Genomic DNA, 20,207 nt, shown 5'->3' with positions numbered 1-20,207 from the left:
GCTGATTGTTTTATTGGTGAATGGTCTATTGCTTATATCGAACTCACGTTAAATAAAAATGCTAAAACGGATAAAGTATGTAATGATTGCGCTGATGACAGTGGCGGTGTCCATGACAGCGTGTGGCTCGGATGACAAGGACGAGCGTGTCTATGAACTGAGTGTATCCCCGGCTGAAATCAGCGATGTCGTGCCTGAGGGTGCGGTATGTCAGCTGACTGTGCAGTCGACTGTCGACTGGATCTGTAAGGTTGACGGGGTGGCTGAGTGGATTGAAATAGCCGACATTACGCCGACCGGTGTTGAAGTCAGGATTCTTGCCAATGATGGCGCCGAGCGTTCAGGAGGTATTGTTTTCGCCGACGTGGCAGGCCGCGCGGAGACCGTAAGAGTGTCTGTAAGCCAGCAGGCAGCCCCGGAGCCCGAACCGGACCCGACGCCTGATCCATATGAGGGCTATGAACTTAAAAGCTCGATGACGCCTGACGAAACGTTGCTCGATGCTGACTGGAAGGCCGTTGATTCCTATATGAAGAAATTCAAATTTGAATACACGGAACATCCCAATGCAAATGAAAATGATCATGTGGACGGCACTCATGCCGAGGTGGTCTATGACGATGTGCTCAAAATGCCTGTCTTCAAGCTTAGTGTCCACAAGAACGAAGGAATCATCGACGGCGACCGCGGTTCGAATGTAGACCGTCAGCGCAACGAGATGAAAAGCCGCACAAGTGGCAACGGCTATCCTGAAGTCAATGCCAACTATGGAGAGTGGCAGCGTCTTGAATGGAAATTTAAGATTCCTAAAGGCTTCCAGCCGTCGTCATCATTTACGCACATCCATCAGCTGAAGGCTGCCAACGGCAGTGACAATGGAAGTCCGCTCATCACTATTTCGCTCCGTGCGAATTCCAACGGGTCTAACCGTCGGGTACAGGTGATTCATACCGCACGTTCAGGAGGCGAGAGCAAGGGTACGTTTGTTGACAATGTCCCGATGGCTGATTTCGAGGACGAATGGGTGCAGGTCTGCACGGAAGCCCATATCTGTCGCCACGGTTACTATCACATAACCGTTACCCGCATAAGTGACGGCAAGGTGTTGATTGATAAAGAAATTAACGATATTGACCTCTGGCGTGCGAATGGCGCGACCTCAATCCGTAACAAATATGGGATTTATCGCAACGTCGGCAAAAATCCGTTCGGGTCTAACGCGCTGCTGAAAGATGAATCGCTCTATCTCGCCGATTTCAAAATTTACGAGAAGGATACAAACGAAAATCCCGAAGCAGTCGACGATTGATAAGTTGGTGCATCTGCCTATACGTGGGGCTACTGCCGGATGCAACCAACGTGGGATTGGGAGACCGAAAAATTTTCGGCCTCCCGGTCCTACATGGACTTTTGTCTTATTGAAAGACATACTTTTTCATCGAAGAGACTGATGTTGTGTAAAAAAATGCTAAATTTGCGGAATTAAATTTTGAAACACAACTTTTTATATTAAACATTAAAACACAGTTTCAGCTATGAAAAAAATGATTGCAGGCGTTGCAGGGCTCGTTATGGCAATGGGTGTGCAGGCACAGACAGGTTTATGGGATAGCGGTAAGCCGGCTCAGCCGGTCACATTCGGCGTCCGTGCGGGTATGAATGTAGCTACTGTCGGAGGAGATGAGGATGATGCCAAGTCGAAAATAGGATTCTTCGGAGGCTTGGGTGTCGATTTCAATATCGTCAACAGTCTGTCGATTAATTCAGGCCTGTTCTTCACTCAAAAGGGATGTAAGACAGATGATATCGACATGGATATAGAAGGTTATCCTATGGATGCAAACGCGCGGTTTACAATGAATTTCATTGAACTGCCTGTTTACCTTTCTTATCGTCTGCCACTTAACTTGGAAAGTTCCCTGCAGGCCTTCTTCGGTCCGTATTTTGACTATGGTGTCTATGGAAAGGCCACTGCCGATGTCAAATTCAAGGGTGAACTACACGGTGAAAAAGTAAGTCAGTCCATGGATCTTTTTGACGATGACTATGATTTCAAGCGTTTCCATGTCGGTCTCGGTCTCGGAGCGGCTTACACATGGTCGCGTTTCTCGGTCGGACTTTCATATCAGTGGGGAATGACTGAGGTTGTCGCCGATGCAGAATCCTACTGGAATAATTTCAATATCTCGGTCGGATATAATTTCTGATTGTCAGAAATTGGATTACATGACATACAACCGCAGTGCCAGATGGAGGTCGCTCCAACCGGTGCTGCGGTTGCCTTTAGGATGGTTAGAAGCCTTAATTTAAGTATTTATGATAAAGACTGTCAGATTTTATTGGGTAATTTCGGAAAAATTTCAGTATATTTGCACTGCGTTTTATGCCCTCTTATGTAACGCTAACCGAAAAGAGGGTCTAATCCCATGGTGCACAGTTTCTTAGGAACTAAATCAGTATTTGATACAATATGATAGCATTGGCAATTCAAAATGCGACTTTGGCCGTGGTAGCCCTCCTGACCGGTGTGGCTCTCGTGGCTATAGCTCTTTGGCTTGCGGGGCTTATTTCGCCCCGATCCTTCAATCCTCAGAAAGGTGAGGCATACGAGTGCGGTATTCCTACGCGTGGTGAATCAATGGCCCAGTTCAAAGTGGGCTATTATCTTTTTGCCATCCTCTTCCTGATGTTTGATGTTGAGACGGTGTTCCTTTATCCTTGGGCCGTGCGAGTGCATGAGCTCGGGACTTCCGGACTCACAGCCATAGCCGTCTTTTTTGGAATTATAGTGCTGGGCCTTGTATATGCCTGGCGGAAAGGAGCTCTTGAATGGAAGTAACTACGCAAGGCATGCCCTATGAGGCATGGAAAGACAACGAATACATCGAGAAGCTCGTCAAGGAGCTTCAGGAGAGCGGGACGAATGTCATCGTCGGCTCACTCGATAAACTTATCAACTGGGGGCGTTCCAACTCTATCTGGCCGCTCACCTTCGCCACCAGTTGCTGCGGCATCGAATTTGTGTCGCTCGGAGCAGCCCGCTATGATATGGCGCGCTTTGGCTGGGAAGTAGCCCGAGCCTCGCCCCGTCAGGCTGACTTCATGATGGTTGCAGGAACGATTGTCCACCGCATGGTCCCCGTGTTCCGCCGTCTCTACGACCAGCTTGCCGAACCTAAGTATGTGATTGCATGTGGCAGCTGCGCTATTTCCGGCGGTCCTTTCAAAAAGAGCTATCATGTGGCTATGGGAATCGAGGATATCGTGCCTGTCGACGTATTTGTCCCCGGCTGTCCTCCCCGTCCGGAAGCAATGATCTATGGTATCATGCAGCTTTCACGTAAAATCAAGGTCGAAAAGTTCTTCGGTGGAGTAAACCGTCAGGAAAAGCAGGAAGAATTCCTTAAGGCCCATCCTGTAGCGGGTGTGAATGACTGACCCCTCAGGCCTTCTCTTCTCTGAATAAATCAATCATAAGAATCAAGAATAACGTTCCATACACCTTATTATATATTATGTCCAACATCCGGGAAAAGATTTTAAGCGTGTTGCCCGAGGCTGTCATTGAAGACAGCGATATCATGCGGGTGACCGTCCCTGACGCAAAGTGGCATGACTTCGCCAAGACACTCCGCGATGACAGTGACCTTGCCTTTGATTTCCTCGTAACCATCGTCGGTATGGACTGGAAAGAGAACGGCATGGGCTGTATCTATTATCTGACCTCGACCAGCCACAACACCCATATTTCGGTGAAGGTCATGGCTACAGGCGACCGCGAGCAGCCTCTCATCCATTCGATTCACGATCTCTGGGCAATAGCCACTATTTTTGAGCGTGAAGTCTACGACTTCTTCGGGATAATCTTTATCAACAACCCCGACATGCGCCGCCTCTTCCTCAATCTTGACTGGAAAGGCTATCCCTTGCGCAAGGACTATAACGACGACCCCGCCATCAATCCCGTTTCAATCGAGAATGAACGTCAGACCGACTTCACCGATGTCTGGACCGAGGATGCCGAAGGTAAGGTCGTGAAACATGAACGCCGCATCTTCCAACCCGATGATTTCGTGGTCAATATCGGCCCTCAGCACCCCGCTACCCACGGCGTGTTGCGTTTCCGCACAGCTGTTGACGGTGAAATCATCAAGAAAATTGATATTTATCTCGGTTATATCCACCGCGGTGTGGAGAAAATCTGCGAGGGACTCACATATCCCCAGACCCTCCACTTTATGGACCGTCTCGACTATTTCTCGGCACATCCCTATCACCACTGCCTCTGCATGGCAATCGAAGAGGCTGCCGGAATCGAGATTTCACGTCGCGCACAGGTGATACGTGTGCTTATGGATGAGCTTTCCCGTATCGCCTCACACTGCCTGTTCATCGGAACTTACTGCATGGACCTTGGTGCGACCACAATGCTGTTCTACACACTGCGTGTCCGCGAGCAGATTCTTGATATCATGGAGAAGACATGTGGCGCGCGCATGACATTCAACTATGACTGCATCGGCGGTGTCATGCAGGATCTGCATCCTGATTTTGTCAAGGATGTCCACGCTCTTCTTGAAGTCCTCCCTGCAAATATCAAGGAATACAACAAGATATTCACCGGCAATGTCATTGCCAAGAACCGTATGGAGAATGTCGGTGTCCTCACCCGTCACGATGCCATCTCGTGGGCTGTCACAGGTCCTAACGGCCGTGGCTCGGGCTGGGCTTGCGACGTGCGCAAGTGTGAGCCTTACAGCATCTATTCCGAACTGGAATTTGACGAGGTTGTCCGCACTGAAGGCGACTCTATGGCCCGCTTCAAAGTCCGCATGGACGAGATGGTGCAGAGTGCGCGCATAATCGAGCAGCTCATCGACAACATCCCCGAAGGTGACTATTGCGTGAAAGTTCCGAAGGTCATCAAACTTCCTGCGGGACACTGGTTTAAGATGGTCGAGGGATGCCGTGGCACATTCGGTGTCTACATCGAAAGCGACGGAACAGCCAACCCCTACCGTCTGAAGCTCGCCACACCCTGCCTCCCTGCGGCAGCCGTGGTCGACCATATCACCGACGGCCAGAAGATAGCCGACCTTATCACTATCGGAGGCTCGCTTGACTACATCGTCCCCGACATTGACCGTTAAAGGCATATAAAAAGAGTGAACTAACACAGAGAGAAAATAAAGTAATTTAACAGACATTATGCAAGACCTATCAGTCGGAACCGCATGGCTTCACTCCTTCCTCACTGACTATATCCCCGAATGGGCTGCAGTCACCCTCGAGTGTCTGCTCGTCGGAGTTGGCCTGATGCTGCTCTATGCAGTGCTCGCGCTGTTCTATATCCTCTTCGAACGTAAGGTGTGTGCCTATTTCCAGTGCCGCCTCGGCCCTAACCGCGTTGGCCCGTGGGGCTTGATGCAGAGTATCGCCGACATGTTCAAGATTCTCATCAAGGAGCTTATCTCGCTCAACCATATCGACAAATTCCTTTTCGCCCTTGCACCTTATCTTGTCATCATCGCCTCGATGCTTGCCTTTGCGGTGCTTCCGTGGGGTAATGGATTGCAAATCATCGATTTCAATGTCGGCATATTCTTCCTGCTCGCGGTTTCGTCGATCGGCGTGCTCGGAATTCTGCTTGCCGGATGGTCGTCAAACAACAAGTTCACCCTCATCGGCGCACTCCGTTCGGGCGCGCAGATGGTCAGCTATGAACTTTCCATGGGACTGTGTGTTGTAACTATGGTTGTGATGGCTGGCACTATGTCTGTCGGAGGTATCGTAGAGGCACAGAACCACCTCTGGTTTATCTTCTCCGGTCATATTCCGGCTATCATCGCATTTGTGATTTTCATGATTGCGGGTACAGCCGAGACCAATCGTGGTCCGTTTGACCTTCCCGAAGCGGAGAGCGAGCTTACCGCAGGTTACCACACAGAGTATTCGGGTATCCATTTCGGATTCTTCTATCTTGCCGAATATCTCAACCTTTTTATCGTTTCCGGCGTAGCCGCGCTCCTTTTCTTCGGAGGCTGGATGCCTCTCCACATCCCGGGCTTGGATGCCTTTAACCAGATTATGGATTATATACCCTCGTTTATCTGGTTCATAGGCAAGGCGATTGCGCTCTCATTTATCATTATATGGTTCAAGTGGACCTTCCCCCGTCTGCGAATCGACCAGCTCCTCACCCTTGAATGGAAGTATCTTCTTCCGATCAACCTTTTCAATCTTGTACTCATGGTCCTCGTCGTGACGTTCAAGTTTTACCTCTAAGATAATTTCCTCAAACTCTAACTAATATCACGCAGCGCCGGCTTCATTGCCGGGCTGCATGCCAAAAAATCTAAACGCGATGAGTGAAAAATACGGCAAAATCGCCCAGGTAATCGGCCCGGTGGTCGATGTGATTTTCGAAGGTGATGACAACATCATCCCACCCATCTATACCGCCCTCCGTGTCTCTCACGACAATGGCTCGGAGACCATTCTCGAAGTAGAGCAGCATATCGGCGAGGACACAGTACGCTGTGTGTCGATGGAAAGCACCGACGGTCTTCGTCGTGGAATGCGTGTCGACAACCTTGAGCGTCCTATCGCCGTCCCGACTGGCGAGCAAGTGAAAGGCCGCCTGCTTAACGTGCTTGGCGACGCTATTGACCGTCTGCCGGAACTCAACCGCGACAACCTCCGTGCCATACATCAGCCGGCGCCTAAGTTCGACGACCTCACCATCGGAACTGAGATTCTTTTTACCGGAATCAAGGTTATCGACCTTCTCGAACCCTACAGCAAGGGAGGTAAGATCGGTCTTTTCGGTGGCGCGGGTGTAGGCAAGACCGTGCTTATCATGGAGCTCATCAACAATATCGCGAAAGGCCATAGCGGCTTCTCGGTGTTCACCGGTGTCGGCGAACGTACACGTGAGGGTAACGACCTTCTTCGCGAAATGATTGAGAGCGGAGTAATGAAATATGGCAAAAAATTTGAAGAAGGCATGGCCAAGGGCGAATGGAACCTTGCGGATGTCGACATGGATCAGGTGTCGCAGTCGCAGGCAACCCTCGTGTTCGGCCAGATGAACGAACCCCCGGGCGCACGTCTCCGTGTCGCTCTTTCCGGTCTGACTGTCGCAGAGCAGTTCCGCGATCAGGACGGCGGAGGTAAGGACATCCTTCTCTTCATCGACAACATCTTCCGTTTCACTCAGGCCGGTTCTGAGGTGTCGGCGCTTCTCGGCCGTATGCCTTCGGCTGTGGGCTATCAGCCTACACTTGCATCCGAAATGGGTGCTCTTCAGGAACGAATCACTTCGACAAAGAACGGTTCGATCACTTCGGTTCAGGCCATCTACGTGCCGGCCGACGACTTGACCGACCCTGCTCCTGCAACCACATTCAGCTTCCTCGACGCCACTACGGTGCTTTCGCGTAAGATTTCCGAGCTTGGTATCTATCCTGCGGTCGATCCCCTTGAATCGACTTCACGTATCCTTGACCCGAATATCATCGGCGAGGATCACTACAACACCGCTCAGGCCGTCAAACAGCTGCTTCAGAAGTACAACGAGCTTCAGGATATCATCGCTATCCTCGGTGTCGATGAACTTTCTGACGAAGACAAGCTTGTCGTTGCGCGCGCACGCCGTGCCCAGCGTTTCCTTTCCCAGCCGTTCAATGTGGCTGAACAGTTCACCGGTCTTCCCGGTGTGATGGTCCCCCTGAGCGAAACAATCCGAGGCTTCAAGATGATTCTTTCTGGCGAGATGGACGAATATCCCGAACAGGCCTTCCTCAATGTCGGAACAATCGACGAAGCCATCGAAAAGGGCAAGAAACTCCTTGCGGAAGTAGCAAAATAAGTGCATTCCCGCTACGGTAACATAAACACAGTCTCTCACACTCATTAGCAGACATAGCAATGATACTTAAAATCATATCGGCAGAAGACATTGTCTTTCAGGGTGAAGTCACGGTGGTCCACCTCCCCGGAACAATGGGCGCTTTCACAGTCCTTCCGGGACATGCGTCGCTGATTTCAACTCTCACCCCCGGCGACATACGATATACGGCACTTGACGGCGGTGAACACACCGTTGCCGTTGGTGGCGGAATCGTCGATGTCGATTCGAACATTGTTTCAGTCTGCATATATTAACTCATGGTGACAATGAAAAGAAACATATTCACAGCCTTACTGCTGGCAGTCATGGCGCTGGTCTTCCCCTTCGGAGCAGCTGCGTCCGAGGAGACTCCGCTCGACTCTCTGGTCGAGAAGGACAGCTCTGTCGACGCCCAAGGAATCATCTTCGACCATCTTGGCGACCGTTACGGTTGGGAAGTGCCTTTCAATCACCATAAGTCAATTCCCCTCCCTATCATCGTATGGGGCTCCGACGGGCTTCACGTGTTCTCATCGTCACGTGTCGACCATGGCGCGGTCTACCGCGACGGCAATGCCGAGTTCAAGGTGGCCGGGAAAGACAGCCCCTATAAAGGCAAGGTCGTTGAGATTATCGACGGTCAGGAAGTAAAGCCTGCAATCGATATCTCGATTACCAAAAATGTCTGCGGAGTCTTTATTTCCGTCCTGCTTGTCATATGGTGTATCCTCTCGGTGGCCCGCTGGCACAAGACTCAGGGAATGAAAAGCCCGCGAAAGATGACCGGAGCGATTGAATTTCTGATTGTATTCATCTATGACGGTGTCATAAAGTCGACTCTCAAGACAAAGGCAAACAAATTTGCCCCCTATCTTCTGACGGTGTTCTTTTTCGTCCTCGTCATGAACCTTCTCGGCCTGATTGTCATTTTCCCCGGAGGAGCCAACCTTACGGGCAACATTGCAGTGACGCTCGTCCTGGCCATCATCACTTTCCTTGTCACCAATGTCTTCGCAACGAAGCATTATTGGAAGGAAGTGTTCAATCCCGAAGTGCCTTGGTGGTTCAAGTGGCCGCTTCCTATCATGCCGGTGATTGAAATCTTCGGTATTTTCACCAAACCGGCGGCGCTTACCGTCCGTCTGTTCGCAAACATGATGGGTGGCCATATGATTGTCATCGTTCTGACACTTCTGATATTTATTTTTGCTGCCATGGGGCCGGCTGTCACCGGAACGACAGCTGTAGTAAGTGTGATTTTCTCAGTGTTCATGCTTCTAATCGATGTCCTTGTGAGCTTCATTCAGGCTTATGTGTTCACGATGCTTTCGACCCTGTTCATAGCCATGGGTCAGGAAGAAGGACACCATGGACATGAAGAGCATGCCGGTGACGGCGGTCACGGCAGTGGCACACCTCTCCCCGCAGCAAAAACGCAGTCCTCTCCCTCTGCAAACCCCGCATAATCTTAAAAATTTAAATAACCCATTTAATCTTCCGCAATTATGTTAGCAATGATTTTAGCAGCTATCGAAGGAACACTCGGCATCGGCGTATGCATCGGTGCAGCAATCGCAGCAATTGGTGCAGGTCTCGGCATCGGTAAAATCGGAGGCTCGGCCATGGAGGCTATCGCCCGTCAGCCTGAGTCGGCCGGCGACATCCGTAGTAACATGATCGTAATCGCCGCCCTTATCGAAGGTGTGGCCCTTTTCGCTGTCATCGTTTGTATCCTCGCAATGTTTGTGGGCTAATCCAAACTTCAATTTTTTGAAAGATGGAACTTTTCACGCCTGATTTCGGTCTGGTATTCTGGATGTTCGTGTCATTCGCCATCCTCTTCTTCATTCTGTGGAAGTGGGGCTGGCCGGTGATTATGAAAGGAGTGTCTGACCGAGCCGACCTCATCGACAAAGGTGTGGAGTATGCTCAAAATGCCAAACAACAGCTTGACCATGCCCGCGAAGAGGCGGATAAATACATAGCCGACGCACGTCGCCAGCAGGCCGACATGTTGCGCGAGGCCGACAGGATGAAATCACAGATCATCGAGGAAGCCCGCTCTGCCGCACAGTCTGAAGCCAAAAAGGTGATGGACGCCGCAAAGGTATCTATCGAACAGGAACGCAAACAGGCCGAACAGCAATTCCGCAACGAGGTCTCTTCTTTCGCCCTCGATATCGCACAGAAAGTGGTGCGCAACGAGATGAAGGATGAGAAAGCTCAGGAGAAGCTTGTCAACTCCCTGCTCGACGAGATGGAGAAACAGAATTGACGCGCCGGCCGTTGTGCCCGTCATGATTACGCGCCGGCCGTTGTGCCCGTCATGATTACGTGCCGGGCACAACGGTGGCGACTGTCCCGCTCGCTGCTCCGTTTCTTTGACCTATATGAATTAAATTAACTTAAAGATTACTCATCCTCTAAGGCTCTCATCTCCACGCAATGAACCAAGGTCTCATCCCCAGTCGCTACGCAAAGGCTCTTTTCGAGTATGCCTCCGAAAAGGGCGCTGACGCGCGCATCTACGAGCTAATGCACACGCTTGACAGTTCCTTTGTCGCCGAGCCATCGCTCCGTCAGGTCGTGGCCAATCCATTTATCCCCGCGCCCGACAAAGTCAAGCTCCTGACTTCGGCCGCAGGTGCGACAGACAAGGATGAAGTCTATGTCCGCTATCTGAAGCTCCTCGTTGACAACAACCGTCTCGATGCAGCCCGCGACATAGCCCTCGCCTACATGAAGATATATCGTAGTGAGCATCGCATCTATCTCGTGACCGTCACTTCGGCCGCGCCTATGGGTGCTGTTGAGGAGAATCGTCTCAAGGCGCTCATCGAGCGTCATCTTGACGGTGGCACGATGGAATATCACCACCGTGTCGACCCCGCTCTGATCGGAGGATTCACTGTTAGTATCGACAACGACAAGCTCGATGCTTCTGTGGCCAATGAACTCAAGCAATTGCGTCTAAAACTTTTAAGCAACTAACAAATTTCACATCCCTATATATCACAATGATTAACCCAAGCGAGATTTCTCAGGTATTAAAACAGCAACTGGAGAATATCAACTCCAAGGTGTCCTTCGAGGAGACCGGAGTCGTACTTGAAGTCGGCGACGGCGTGGCCCATGTCTATGGCCTTGACAACGTCTGCGCCAACGAGCTTGTCGAATTCGAAAACGGAGTGAAAGGTGTAGCCCTCAACCTTGAGGAGAGTAATGTGGGTGTCATCCTGCTCAACAATGTCAACAAGGTTACCGAGAACATGACAGTCAAGCGTACCGGCGAAATTGCCTCTATCCATGTGGGCGACGGTGTGTTTGGACGTGTGATCAATGTACTTGGCGAGCCGATTGACGGCCGTGGCCCCATTCAGGGCGAGCTTCTCCCGATGCCACTCGAACGTAAAGCTCCGGGTGTGATTTTCCGTCAGCCCGTTAAGCAGCCTCTCCAGACAGGTCTAAAGGCTATCGACTCGATGGTCCCCATCGGTCGCGGACAGCGTGAGCTCATCATCGGTGACCGCCAGATCGGTAAGACTGCCATTGCCATTGACACCATTATCAACCAGCGTGCTAATTTTGATGCCGGCAAGCCTGTCTACTGTATATACGTGGCCATCGGCCAGAAGGCTTCATCGGTCGCAGCTACCGTAGAGACACTCCGTCAGCATGGAGCTCTCGACTACACCGTAGTCGTGGCAGCTACAGCCGCCGATTCGGCCTCGATGCGTTACTACGCTCCTTTTGCCGGAGTAGCCATCGGAGAATTCATCCGCGACACAGGCCGTGATGCCCTCATCGTTTATGATGACTTGTCAAAGCAGGCCGTAGCCTACCGCGAAATCTCCCTTATCCTCAAGCGTCCTTCGGGTCGAGAGGCATATCCGGGCGATATTTTCTATCTCCACAGCCGTCTGCTTGAACGTGCAGCTAAAATCATCGACAACCAGCAGGTGGCCGAGAATATGAACGACCTTCCCGAATCGCTCAAAGGAAAGGTCAAGGGTGGAGGTTCGCTCACCGCGCTTCCTATAATCGAGACTCAGGCCGGCGACGTGTCAGCCTACATTCCGACCAACGTGATTTCAATCACCGACGGCCAGATATTCCTTGAGACAGCCCTCTTCAACCGTGGTATCCGTCCTGCAATCAACGTAGGTATCTCCGTATCGCGTGTGGGCGGTAACGCTCAGATCAAGTCGATGAAGAAGGTGGCCGGTACGCTGAAGATTGATCAGGCTCAGTTCCGTGAGCTCGAATCGTTCACCAAGTTCGGTGGCGACATCGACCCCGTGACCGCCCGCGTGATCGACAAGGGACGTAAGAACGAACGTCTTCTCATCCAGCCGCAGTATTCACCGATGAAGGTCGAGGACGAAGTGGCCGTGATTTATTGCGGCACACGCGGTCTTCTCGAAAACGTGCCTCTCGACAAGGTTGCGGAGTTCGAGAAAAACTTCCTCCAGCTCGTCAATACCAAGTATCCCGAGGTCATGGATGCAATCCGTGCAGGTAAGCTTGACGACGAAGTGACCACAAAGCTCTCAGAAGTTGCTGCTGAAATCTCGGCATCATATAAATAAAAAATATTCAGGGGGGACACAGGATGTCCCTGTGTCCCTCCGCCAATAAATAGAATCCATTCACTGACAGTCAGACATCATTATGGCTACACTTCGCGAACTTAAAGGACGCATCGGCTCGGTGGCCTCAAGTGAGAAAATCACCGGAGCTATGAAGATGATTTCTTCGGCCAAGATGCACCGTGCCGAGAGTGATCTTCGCCGTCTCCTCCCTTTCAGGCAGCAGATAGAGAACATCATCGGCAATCTCCTTACGGCCGATGCCGAGTTCTCGTCGCCTCTAACCGCTGAGCGCGATGTCAATTCGGTCGCCGTAGTCGTGTTTGGTTCTGACGACGGTCTGTGTGGCGCCTACAACATCAATCTCTTCAAGGAGCTCCTTGCTGTCCTCAGCGGTTACCGCGAGAAGTTCGGAGCCGGAGTGCGTGTGACGGTTATCCCCGTCGGACGTAAGATGGTCAAGGCCACATCAAAGCTCAACCTGTCCGGAGTCAGAGTCGAACCGGCTTCAACTGTCGACTCCAAGTCGGGCGGTGATTGTGTCAAGAACTTCACGCGTCATATTGAAGACCGTTTCCTTTCGGAAGAGTTTGACCGTGTGGATCTTCTCTATATGAATTTCCAGTCAGTAAGCCGTCAGAGGCCCAAATGCGATTCACTGCTCCCTGTCAGCTCCGATACATTCACCGGCGAAGGTGTGAAAGCCGTCTGTCGTCCCTGCTTGTTCGAACCTGATGCAGCAACCATCTTTGTCTCGGTTCTCCCGATGTTCCTGCTTGCAGTCATGCAGGAGGTATTCACTGAAAACCGCGCCTCGGAGCAGGCTGCACGCATCATGGCAATGCAGAGCGCCAACGACAATGCAAAGAAGCTCCTCGAACAGCTTCGCCTTGAATATAACAAACTGCGTCAGCAGAGCATTACGACCGAACTCCTCGACATTGTCGGCGGTCAGGTCAGAGACAGTTGATAAACGACTGTCGCCTCACCGCCCCGCCAATCAAAGTCACCATCCACGAATTAACACAGCACAACAGATAATAAACCGACATGGGAAGTGTAAAAGAGTATTTCTCAAATCTTGGCTCCGGCATCGCAAGTCTTATCAAAGGCATGCAGGTGACCGGTAAGGAATTTGTCACCCCCAAAATTACCGAAGAGTATCCCGACAACCGCGACAATCTCCCCGTGGCAGACCGCTTCAGGGCAGTCCTGACTCTCAAGTATGACAATCAGGGCGACCATAAGTGTATCGCCTGCGGAACTTGTGAGCGCGTATGTCCGAACGGGACAATCTCTCTCGGTATCAAAACCGTCGATACTTGGGACGGAAAGAAGAAAAAGAAGCTCGACAAGTACATGTATGATCTCGGAAGCTGCACCTTCTGTCAGCTATGTGTGACCAACTGTCCCACAGATGCCCTTGAGTTCAGCAATGACTTCGAGCAGGCAGTATTTACCAGAGGGAAGCTCCTCAAAAAGCTCAACTACCTTCCTGAAAAGGAAGAGCCGCAGCCTACACCCGAGGAAATAGCTCGTATGAAGGCGGAAAAAGAGGCTAAGATTGCTGCTGCCAAGGCTGCCGCAGAAGCCAAGAAAGCTGCCGCAGCCGCAAAGCCTGCTGCTGAAGCAGCCCCCGCGGCCAACGATGCTGCTGCCAAGGCTCTCGCTGCTGCCGCCGGTGATCCTGAGAAGGAGGCCAAAATCCGTGCAGCTCTCGAGAAGGCCGCTGCCCTCAAGGCTAAACGTGAGGCAGGTAACGCCAATTAACAGCTAAATTAATTACTATCACAGTATATGGAATCAGTAGGAAGTACAATTTGTTACTGGATAATCGCCCTTGCGATTGTCATCTTCTCGGTACTGACTGTCACCACACGCAAGATTCTGCGTGCGGCCACATATCTGCTTTTCGTGCTCTTTGCAACTGCCGCCCTTTATTTCAAACTTGACTACGAGTTTCTGGGTGCGGTACAGATTGCAGTCTATGCCGGCGGTATCGTGGTGCTTTTCGTGTTTGCAATCCTGCTTACGACACATCCCGGTGACAACAGTGAACAGTTAGCTTCAAGGAAGAAATTACTTGGTCTGATCGGCGCTATCGGAGCAGCCGGCGCATGTGGCTGGGCTCTTTGCTCGCGCTGTGCCGACATCTTCAAGCCCCTCCCTGCAATGTCAAATCCCACCATGCACCGCATCGGTGAGGCTATGCTCGGAACAGGCTTCGAACAGTATCTTCTCCCCTTTGAGGCTGTCAGTGTGTTATTACTCGCATGTATAATCGGTGGCGTGGTCATCGCCCGTAAACGCTAATCACAACTTCCCATCATGGATATTACTTTGATTTGGTATCTCGTTCCGGCTCTCGTGATGTTCTGCTGCGGTGTCTACGGCTTCCTTACCCGCCGCAACATGATTGCCATGCTTATCTCGCTTGAGCTGATGCTCAACGCGGTCGACATCAACTTCGTGGTTTTCAACCGTTATCTCTTCCCGTCTTCGATGGAGGGATGGATGTTTACCCTCTTCGGCATCGCTATAGCAGCTGCCGAGACCGCGCTCGCAATCGCGATTATCATCAACCTCTTCAGGGTCAGCAAAAACATTGACGTCCGCGACGCAACTAAAATGAAAAATTAATCACGCCCTATGGATATTACAATACCTATTCTTATATTGGCCATTCCTTTCTTCATGTTCCTTGTTCTGGGACTTGGAGGTGTCAAAATGAGCCACAAACTCGCCGGTGTGCTCGGTACGCTCGGCATGGGAACCGTGTTGGTCTTGTCATATTACACGGCGTTCACCTATTACTTCTCAGGAAACCCTGAATTCATTGATGGTACAAACCGTCTGCAATATGTGGTCTTCAACCAGACTTGGCTGCAGTTCACACCCAACCTTGCAATCAAGCTCGGTTTCCTTCTTGATCCGATTTCAGCCCTGATGCTCATTGTCATCCCGACAATCTCATTCATGGTCCACATCTATTCGCTCGGATACATGCACGGAGAGAAAGGCTTCCAGCGTTACTATGCTTTCCTTTCGCTCTTCAGTTTCTCGATGCTCGGTCTTGTCGTGGCCACAAACATTTTCCAGATGTACATCTTCTGGGAGCTCGTGGGCGCGTCGTCATTCCTTCTCATCGGTTTCTTCTATACACTTCCTTCGGCCATCTCGGCTTGTAAGAAAGCGTTTATCGTTACCCGTTTCGCCGACCTCGGCTTCCTGATCGGTATTCTCATCCTGTCGTTCTACACACAGCAGCTCGACTTCCTTCCGATGACTCAGAATCCTCAGGGTGTTCTTTCATGCTTCGGCGGTGCTACTTTCATGGGTGCTTCGGTCCTCACTTGGGCCCTCGTGCTTATCTTCACCGGTGGTATGGGTAAATCGGCCATGCTTCCTCTCCACATCTGGCTGCCTGACGCGATGGAAGGCCCGACTCCTGTTTCGGCTCTCATCCACGCGGCCACAATGGTTGTCGCCGGTGTCTATCTCGTCGCACGTCTTTTCCCGCTCTACATGCTTGAGGACGCTGCTCTGATGTTTGTGACTGTCGTCGGCGCTGCCACAGCCTTCTATGCTGCAATGGTGGCCTGCGCACAGATCGACATCAAGCGTATCCTTGCCTTCTCGACCATTTCGCAGATTGCATTCATGATGGTTTCGCTCGGTGTGGCTTCACGCGACAATGTCGCTATCCACGAAGGTCTCGGTTACATGGCCTCCATGTTCCACCTCTTCACCCACGCGATGTTCAAGGCGCTCCTCTTCCTCGGTGCAGGCTCGCTCATCCATGCCGTCCACTCCAACAACTACACATCAATGGGCGGTCTACGCAAATACATGCCCATCACCCATATCACCTTCCTTGTCGGCTGTCTCGCCATTGCCGGTATTCCTCCCTTCGCAGGATTCTGGTCGAAGGATGAAATCCTTGTGGCCTGCTTCGCCAACAATATTTTCTGGGGTATATGGATGACACTCATCGCAGGTATGACCGCTTTCTATATGTTCCGTATGTACTACCTCGTGTTCTGGTGGAACAATCCTGACTATGCTAAGGAACATCACGGCCACATGCCCCATGACCCGGGCATGGCAATGACATTCCCGCTTATATTCCTCGCAATCGTTTCGACTGTCTGCGGTCTCGTTCCGTTCGGTGAGTTCGTCACCTTTGACGGTCATGAGTACCACATCCACCTGAATATTCCTATCGCCTGCCTCTCTGTCGCAGTGGCATGTTGCGGAATCTTCCTTGCACGCTGGATGTATATCCGCGAGAACGACAAGCCCAAGCGTCTTGCCGATTCCTGCCGCTGGCTCTGGACTGCCGCTCACCGTCGCTTCTACTGGGATGAAATTTATCTCTTCATCACCCGTCGCATCATTTTCGACGGCATCTGCAAGCCTATCGCATGGTTCGACCGTCATATCATCGACGGAACTATGGACGGCCTCGCCTTCGTCACCAACAAGGCTTCAGTCGCCATCAAGGGACTTCAGAGCGGAAAGGTACAGATGTATATCTGGTGGTATCTCATCGGAGCTGTCATCCTTGGTCTCATCGTAGCGGTATGTGTACTCTGAATCTGTTTGTAAAGTAGCTAAAATATAGTAACGATATGTTTTCAAATATATTAATTTACTTTGTGGTGATACCCCTCGTCATGATGCTGGGGCTCGCCCTCTGCCGGAACATCAAGCAGATTCGTGCAGTGGCCGTCACGGGCTCGGTCGCACTGACTGCTCTCTCCGTCTGGCTTCTTGTCGACTATCTCGCCCTCCGCGCCGCCGGTGCTACCGAACCCATGCTCTGGGTCGACTCTTGGCAGTGGTTCGCACCGCTCAACATCAACCTTGCGGTGGGTGTCGACGGCATTTCGATTGCCATGCTCATCCTGACCGGCATCATCCTTATAACCGGTAGCTTTGCTTCGTGGGAAATTCCCCAGCCCAAGGAATTCTTCCTCTGGCTGATTCTTCTCTCGACAGGTGTCTATGGCTTCTTCATCTCGATCGACCTTTTCACCATGTTCATGTTCTATGAGGTCGCACTCATCCCGATGTATCTTCTCATCGGTGTGTGGGGCAGCGGTAACAAGAACTACTCAGCCATGAAGCTCACCCTGATGCTCATGGGCGGTTCTGCATTCCTCATGCTCGGTCTCATCGGCATCTACTATCATTCAGCACCCGAAGGCATGCCCCTGACTTGGAACATCCTTCAGATTGCCGAATATGACGCAATCAGCCACGGCTGGCAGAAGTTCCTCTTCCCGATGACATTCGTCGGTTTCGGTGTCCTCGGTGCGATGTTCCCCTTCCACACTTGGTCGCCCGACGGTCACGCTTCAGCTCCTACTGCGGTTTCGATGCTCCACGCAGGTGTGCTTATGAAACTCGGTGGCTACGGCTGCTTCCGTGTCGCAATCTTCCTCATGCCTCATGCCGCTAACGAACTCGCTTGGATATTCCTTATCCTCACCGGCATCTCGGTTGTCTATGGTGCGTTCAGCGCATGTGTCCAGAACGACCTCAAATACATCAATGCCTACTCGTCCGTATCTCACTGCGGTCTGGTGCTGTTCGCAATCCTTATGCTCAACACCACCGCTATGACCGGTGCGATTATGCAGATGCTCTCTCACGGTCTCATGACAGCCCTCTTCTTCGCCCTTATCGGTATGATCTATGGCCGTACCCACACTCGCGACATCCGTGAGATGGGCGGTATGATGCAGATTCTTCCTTACCTCTCTGTCTGCTACGTCATCGCCGGTATGGCTTCGCTCGGTCTTCCGGGTCTCTCGGGCTTCGTTGCCGAAATGACTATTTTCGTCGGCTCGTTCGAGCACACCGACCTCTTCCACCGCGTCTTTGTCATCGTGGCATGCAGCTCGATCGTGACAACCGCCGTCTACATCCTCCGTGTTGTCGGCAAGCTCCTCTACGGTCCTGTCTATGACCAGCACCACATGACTCTCACCGATGCCAAGTGGTGGGAACGCGTCGCTACAGCTTCGCTCATCGTCAGCGTTGCCTGCATCGGCTTCTTCCCCAACTTCTTCATCGACCTTATCAAGTTTACTTTCAGCCCCGAAATCTTTACCGTAATAGGTCTGAACTAATCATAGATTAATAGCAATGGATTACTCACAGTTTTTAGCATTAAAGCAGGAAATAGGATTGTTAATCGTATTCCTATTAGTCTTCCTTTACGATACGTTTGCATCGCCCAAGGGAACCAAGGCCGTGCCCATGATTGCATGCGCGCTCATGGCCGTGGTGACCGCATGGGGATTCTGCCCGGTTGTCAAGCTCACCGAGTCTGCTTTCTCGGGCATGTATTTCACCTCACCTACAATTGTAGCCATCAAAAACATCCTCAATGTAGGTGTGCTCATCGTCCTTATTCAGTCAATCAAATGGGCCAACTCCGAGTTTACCGCCATCCGTCGCGGTGAATTCTATGAATTGATTCTGCTCACCCTCCTTGGCATGTATCTGATGATTTCAAGCCGTCATTTCCTGATGTTCATCATCGGTCTTGAGACTGCATCGCTTCCTCTCTGCGCACTTGTCGCTTTCGACAAGCATCGCTACGAGAGCCATGAGGCTGCCATCAAATATGTCCTTACAGCAGTATTCTCTTCGGCCATCCTTCTGATGGGTCTTTCGTTTGTCTACGGTCTCGCCGGCACGCTCTACTATCAGGGCATCGCCGCCGCTCTCTATGGCAACATGGGAGTGATGCTTGCAGTCGCCCTTGCTTTCGTCATGGCCGGTTTCGGATTCAAGATTTCTCTTGTTCCTTTCCATCTCTGGACTGCTGATGTCTATCAGGGTGCGCCCACTTCAGTTACCTCTTATCTCTCGGTCATCTCCAAGGGTTCTGCCGCTTTCGCCTTCCTCGTGGTTCTCACTCAGGTCTTCGGGGCTGTTTATGAAGTAGCTTGGGAATGGATGCTCTACGCGCTCATCATCCTCACTATTACTATCGGCAACCTCTTTGCGATGCGCCAGCACAACATGAAGCGCTTCCTTGCCTTCTCGTCAATATCGCAGGCCGGCTATATAATGCTTGCAATCATTGGCGACAACGCAATGGGTGTATCGGCCCTGATGTTCTACACTCTGGTCTACATCTTCTCAAACCTTGCAGCCTTCGGCGTCATCGGCGCTATCGAGAATGCTACCGGTAAGCTTGACATGAGCGACTACAACGGACTTTACAAGACCAATCCCCGTCTTGCGGTGACAATGATGCTTGCGATGTTCTCACTCGCCGGTATCCCTCCGTTTGCAGGATTCTTCAGCAAGTTCTTCGTGTTCACATCGACTCTTAACGGCACAGGCTCTACCGCCCTCTACGTTCTTGTGCTCATCGCCCTTATCAACACCATCATCTCTCTCTACTACTATCTCCTTGTTGTAAAGGCAATGTTCATCAATGACAGTGAAACCCCCATCGCCACTTTCCGTTCGGCATGTTCAGAGCGTCTTGGCATGTGGATTTGCGTGGCAGGCATAATCGGACTCGGTATCGTAAGCTATTTCTACGATTACCTCCTGACTGTTGTCGCATGATATTTCTTTCAGTTGTGAGACATTCGCCGGAATGCTAAGGCCGGATGTCGTTATGACGGCTGAAAAGATGTTGAAAAAACAATCTGATTACGTAAACTATCTCCGGCTGCACGGCGTTTTGCTTGCAGTCG

20 protein-coding genes are annotated in these 20,207 nt (G+C 51.4%); all 20 read left to right on the top strand.

Going from position 1 to position 20,207, the window contains the following annotated elements; genetic code table 11:
* The first annotated feature begins 58 nt into the window (after positions 1–58).
* The 20 genes from QZ311_RS07975 to QZ311_RS07880 all read left to right on the top strand — a co-directional run bounded on the left by QZ311_RS07975 (position 59) and on the right by QZ311_RS07880 (position 20,076).
* Positions 59–1,309, top strand: coding sequence for a heparin lyase I family protein (locus QZ311_RS07975; protein WP_297066433.1), 1,251 nt, complete (start codon positions 59–61; stop codon positions 1,307–1,309).
* A gap of 226 nt (positions 1,310–1,535) precedes the next feature.
* The gene (locus tag QZ311_RS07970; protein WP_297066430.1) at positions 1,536–2,207 is read left to right on the top strand and encodes a porin family protein; all 672 of its coding nucleotides are present in this window, start codon (positions 1,536–1,538) and stop codon (positions 2,205–2,207) included.
* A gap of 263 nt (positions 2,208–2,470) precedes the next feature.
* Complete coding sequence (locus QZ311_RS07965; protein ID WP_123613855.1) at positions 2,471–2,839, top strand: NADH-quinone oxidoreductase subunit A; 369 nt, start codon at positions 2,471–2,473, stop codon at positions 2,837–2,839.
* Positions 2,830–3,438, top strand: a complete 609-nt coding sequence (locus QZ311_RS07960) for an NADH-quinone oxidoreductase subunit B (RefSeq protein WP_123613856.1) — start codon at positions 2,830–2,832, stop codon at positions 3,436–3,438. The genes QZ311_RS07965 and QZ311_RS07960 overlap by 10 nt, the downstream gene beginning before the upstream one ends.
* 77 nt (positions 3,439–3,515) lie before the next feature.
* Positions 3,516–5,150, top strand: coding sequence for an NADH-quinone oxidoreductase subunit C (locus QZ311_RS07955; RefSeq protein WP_297066425.1), 1,635 nt, complete (start codon positions 3,516–3,518; stop codon positions 5,148–5,150).
* A gap of 58 nt (positions 5,151–5,208) precedes the next feature.
* Entirely contained in the window at positions 5,209–6,285 is a 1,077-nt protein-coding gene (nuoH, locus tag QZ311_RS07950; protein ID WP_297066422.1) for an NADH-quinone oxidoreductase subunit NuoH, read from the top strand.
* A 79-nt stretch (positions 6,286–6,364) separates the two neighbouring features.
* Positions 6,365–7,870, top strand: a complete 1,506-nt coding sequence (gene atpD, locus QZ311_RS07945) for a F0F1 ATP synthase subunit beta (protein ID WP_123613962.1) — start codon at positions 6,365–6,367, stop codon at positions 7,868–7,870.
* 59 nt (positions 7,871–7,929) lie between these two features.
* Positions 7,930–8,166 carry an ATP synthase F1 subunit epsilon gene (gene atpC, locus QZ311_RS07940; RefSeq protein WP_297066420.1) on the top strand — a complete coding sequence of 79 codons (237 nt, stop codon included), beginning with the start codon at positions 7,930–7,932 and terminating at the stop codon, positions 8,164–8,166.
* Positions 8,167–8,178: 12 nt separating this feature from the next.
* Positions 8,179–9,357: a F0F1 ATP synthase subunit A gene (gene atpB / locus QZ311_RS07935; protein ID WP_297066417.1), complete on the top strand. Its 1,179-nt coding sequence runs from the start codon at positions 8,179–8,181 to the stop codon at positions 9,355–9,357.
* 36 nt (positions 9,358–9,393) lie between these two features.
* Positions 9,394–9,645: an ATP synthase F0 subunit C gene (atpE, locus tag QZ311_RS07930; protein ID WP_297066437.1), complete on the top strand. Its 252-nt coding sequence runs from the start codon at positions 9,394–9,396 to the stop codon at positions 9,643–9,645.
* A gap of 23 nt (positions 9,646–9,668) precedes the next feature.
* Positions 9,669–10,166 (top strand): F0F1 ATP synthase subunit B, encoded by a 498-nt coding sequence (gene atpF / locus QZ311_RS07925; protein WP_297066414.1) that lies wholly within the window; start codon positions 9,669–9,671, stop codon positions 10,164–10,166.
* 170 nt (positions 10,167–10,336) lie between these two features.
* Complete coding sequence (locus QZ311_RS07920) at positions 10,337–10,882, top strand: F0F1 ATP synthase subunit delta (RefSeq protein WP_297066411.1); 546 nt, start codon at positions 10,337–10,339, stop codon at positions 10,880–10,882.
* A 26-nt stretch (positions 10,883–10,908) separates the two neighbouring features.
* On the top strand, positions 10,909–12,480 hold the full coding sequence (gene atpA, locus QZ311_RS07915) for a F0F1 ATP synthase subunit alpha (RefSeq protein ID WP_297066404.1): 1,572 nt from the start codon (positions 10,909–10,911) through the stop codon (positions 12,478–12,480).
* A gap of 82 nt (positions 12,481–12,562) precedes the next feature.
* On the top strand, positions 12,563–13,450 hold the full coding sequence (gene atpG / locus QZ311_RS07910; protein ID WP_297066402.1) for an ATP synthase F1 subunit gamma: 888 nt from the start codon (positions 12,563–12,565) through the stop codon (positions 13,448–13,450).
* A gap of 80 nt (positions 13,451–13,530) precedes the next feature.
* Complete coding sequence (locus QZ311_RS07905) at positions 13,531–14,250, top strand: 4Fe-4S binding protein (RefSeq protein WP_297066398.1); 720 nt, start codon at positions 13,531–13,533, stop codon at positions 14,248–14,250.
* A 27-nt stretch (positions 14,251–14,277) separates the two neighbouring features.
* The gene (locus tag QZ311_RS07900) at positions 14,278–14,793 is read left to right on the top strand and encodes an NADH-quinone oxidoreductase subunit J (RefSeq protein ID WP_297066395.1); all 516 of its coding nucleotides are present in this window, start codon (positions 14,278–14,280) and stop codon (positions 14,791–14,793) included.
* Positions 14,794–14,808: 15 nt separating this feature from the next.
* Positions 14,809–15,120 (top strand): NADH-quinone oxidoreductase subunit NuoK, encoded by a 312-nt coding sequence (gene nuoK, locus QZ311_RS07895; protein ID WP_123613867.1) that lies wholly within the window; start codon positions 14,809–14,811, stop codon positions 15,118–15,120.
* Positions 15,121–15,129: 9 nt separating this feature from the next.
* Positions 15,130–17,076, top strand: coding sequence for an NADH-quinone oxidoreductase subunit L (nuoL, locus tag QZ311_RS07890; RefSeq protein ID WP_297066391.1), 1,947 nt, complete (start codon positions 15,130–15,132; stop codon positions 17,074–17,076).
* 35 nt (positions 17,077–17,111) lie between these two features.
* Complete coding sequence (locus QZ311_RS07885; RefSeq protein WP_123613869.1) at positions 17,112–18,617, top strand: NADH-quinone oxidoreductase subunit M; 1,506 nt, start codon at positions 17,112–17,114, stop codon at positions 18,615–18,617.
* 16 nt (positions 18,618–18,633) lie between these two features.
* Positions 18,634–20,076, top strand: coding sequence for an NADH-quinone oxidoreductase subunit N (locus QZ311_RS07880; RefSeq protein ID WP_297066385.1), 1,443 nt, complete (start codon positions 18,634–18,636; stop codon positions 20,074–20,076).
* Positions 20,077–20,207 lie beyond the last annotated feature (131 nt).

This window comes from uncultured Duncaniella sp. (assembly GCF_910578445.1).
Taxonomy (GTDB): domain Bacteria; phylum Bacteroidota; class Bacteroidia; order Bacteroidales; family Muribaculaceae; genus Duncaniella.
This window is presented reverse-complemented; position numbering and strand designations above follow the sequence as displayed.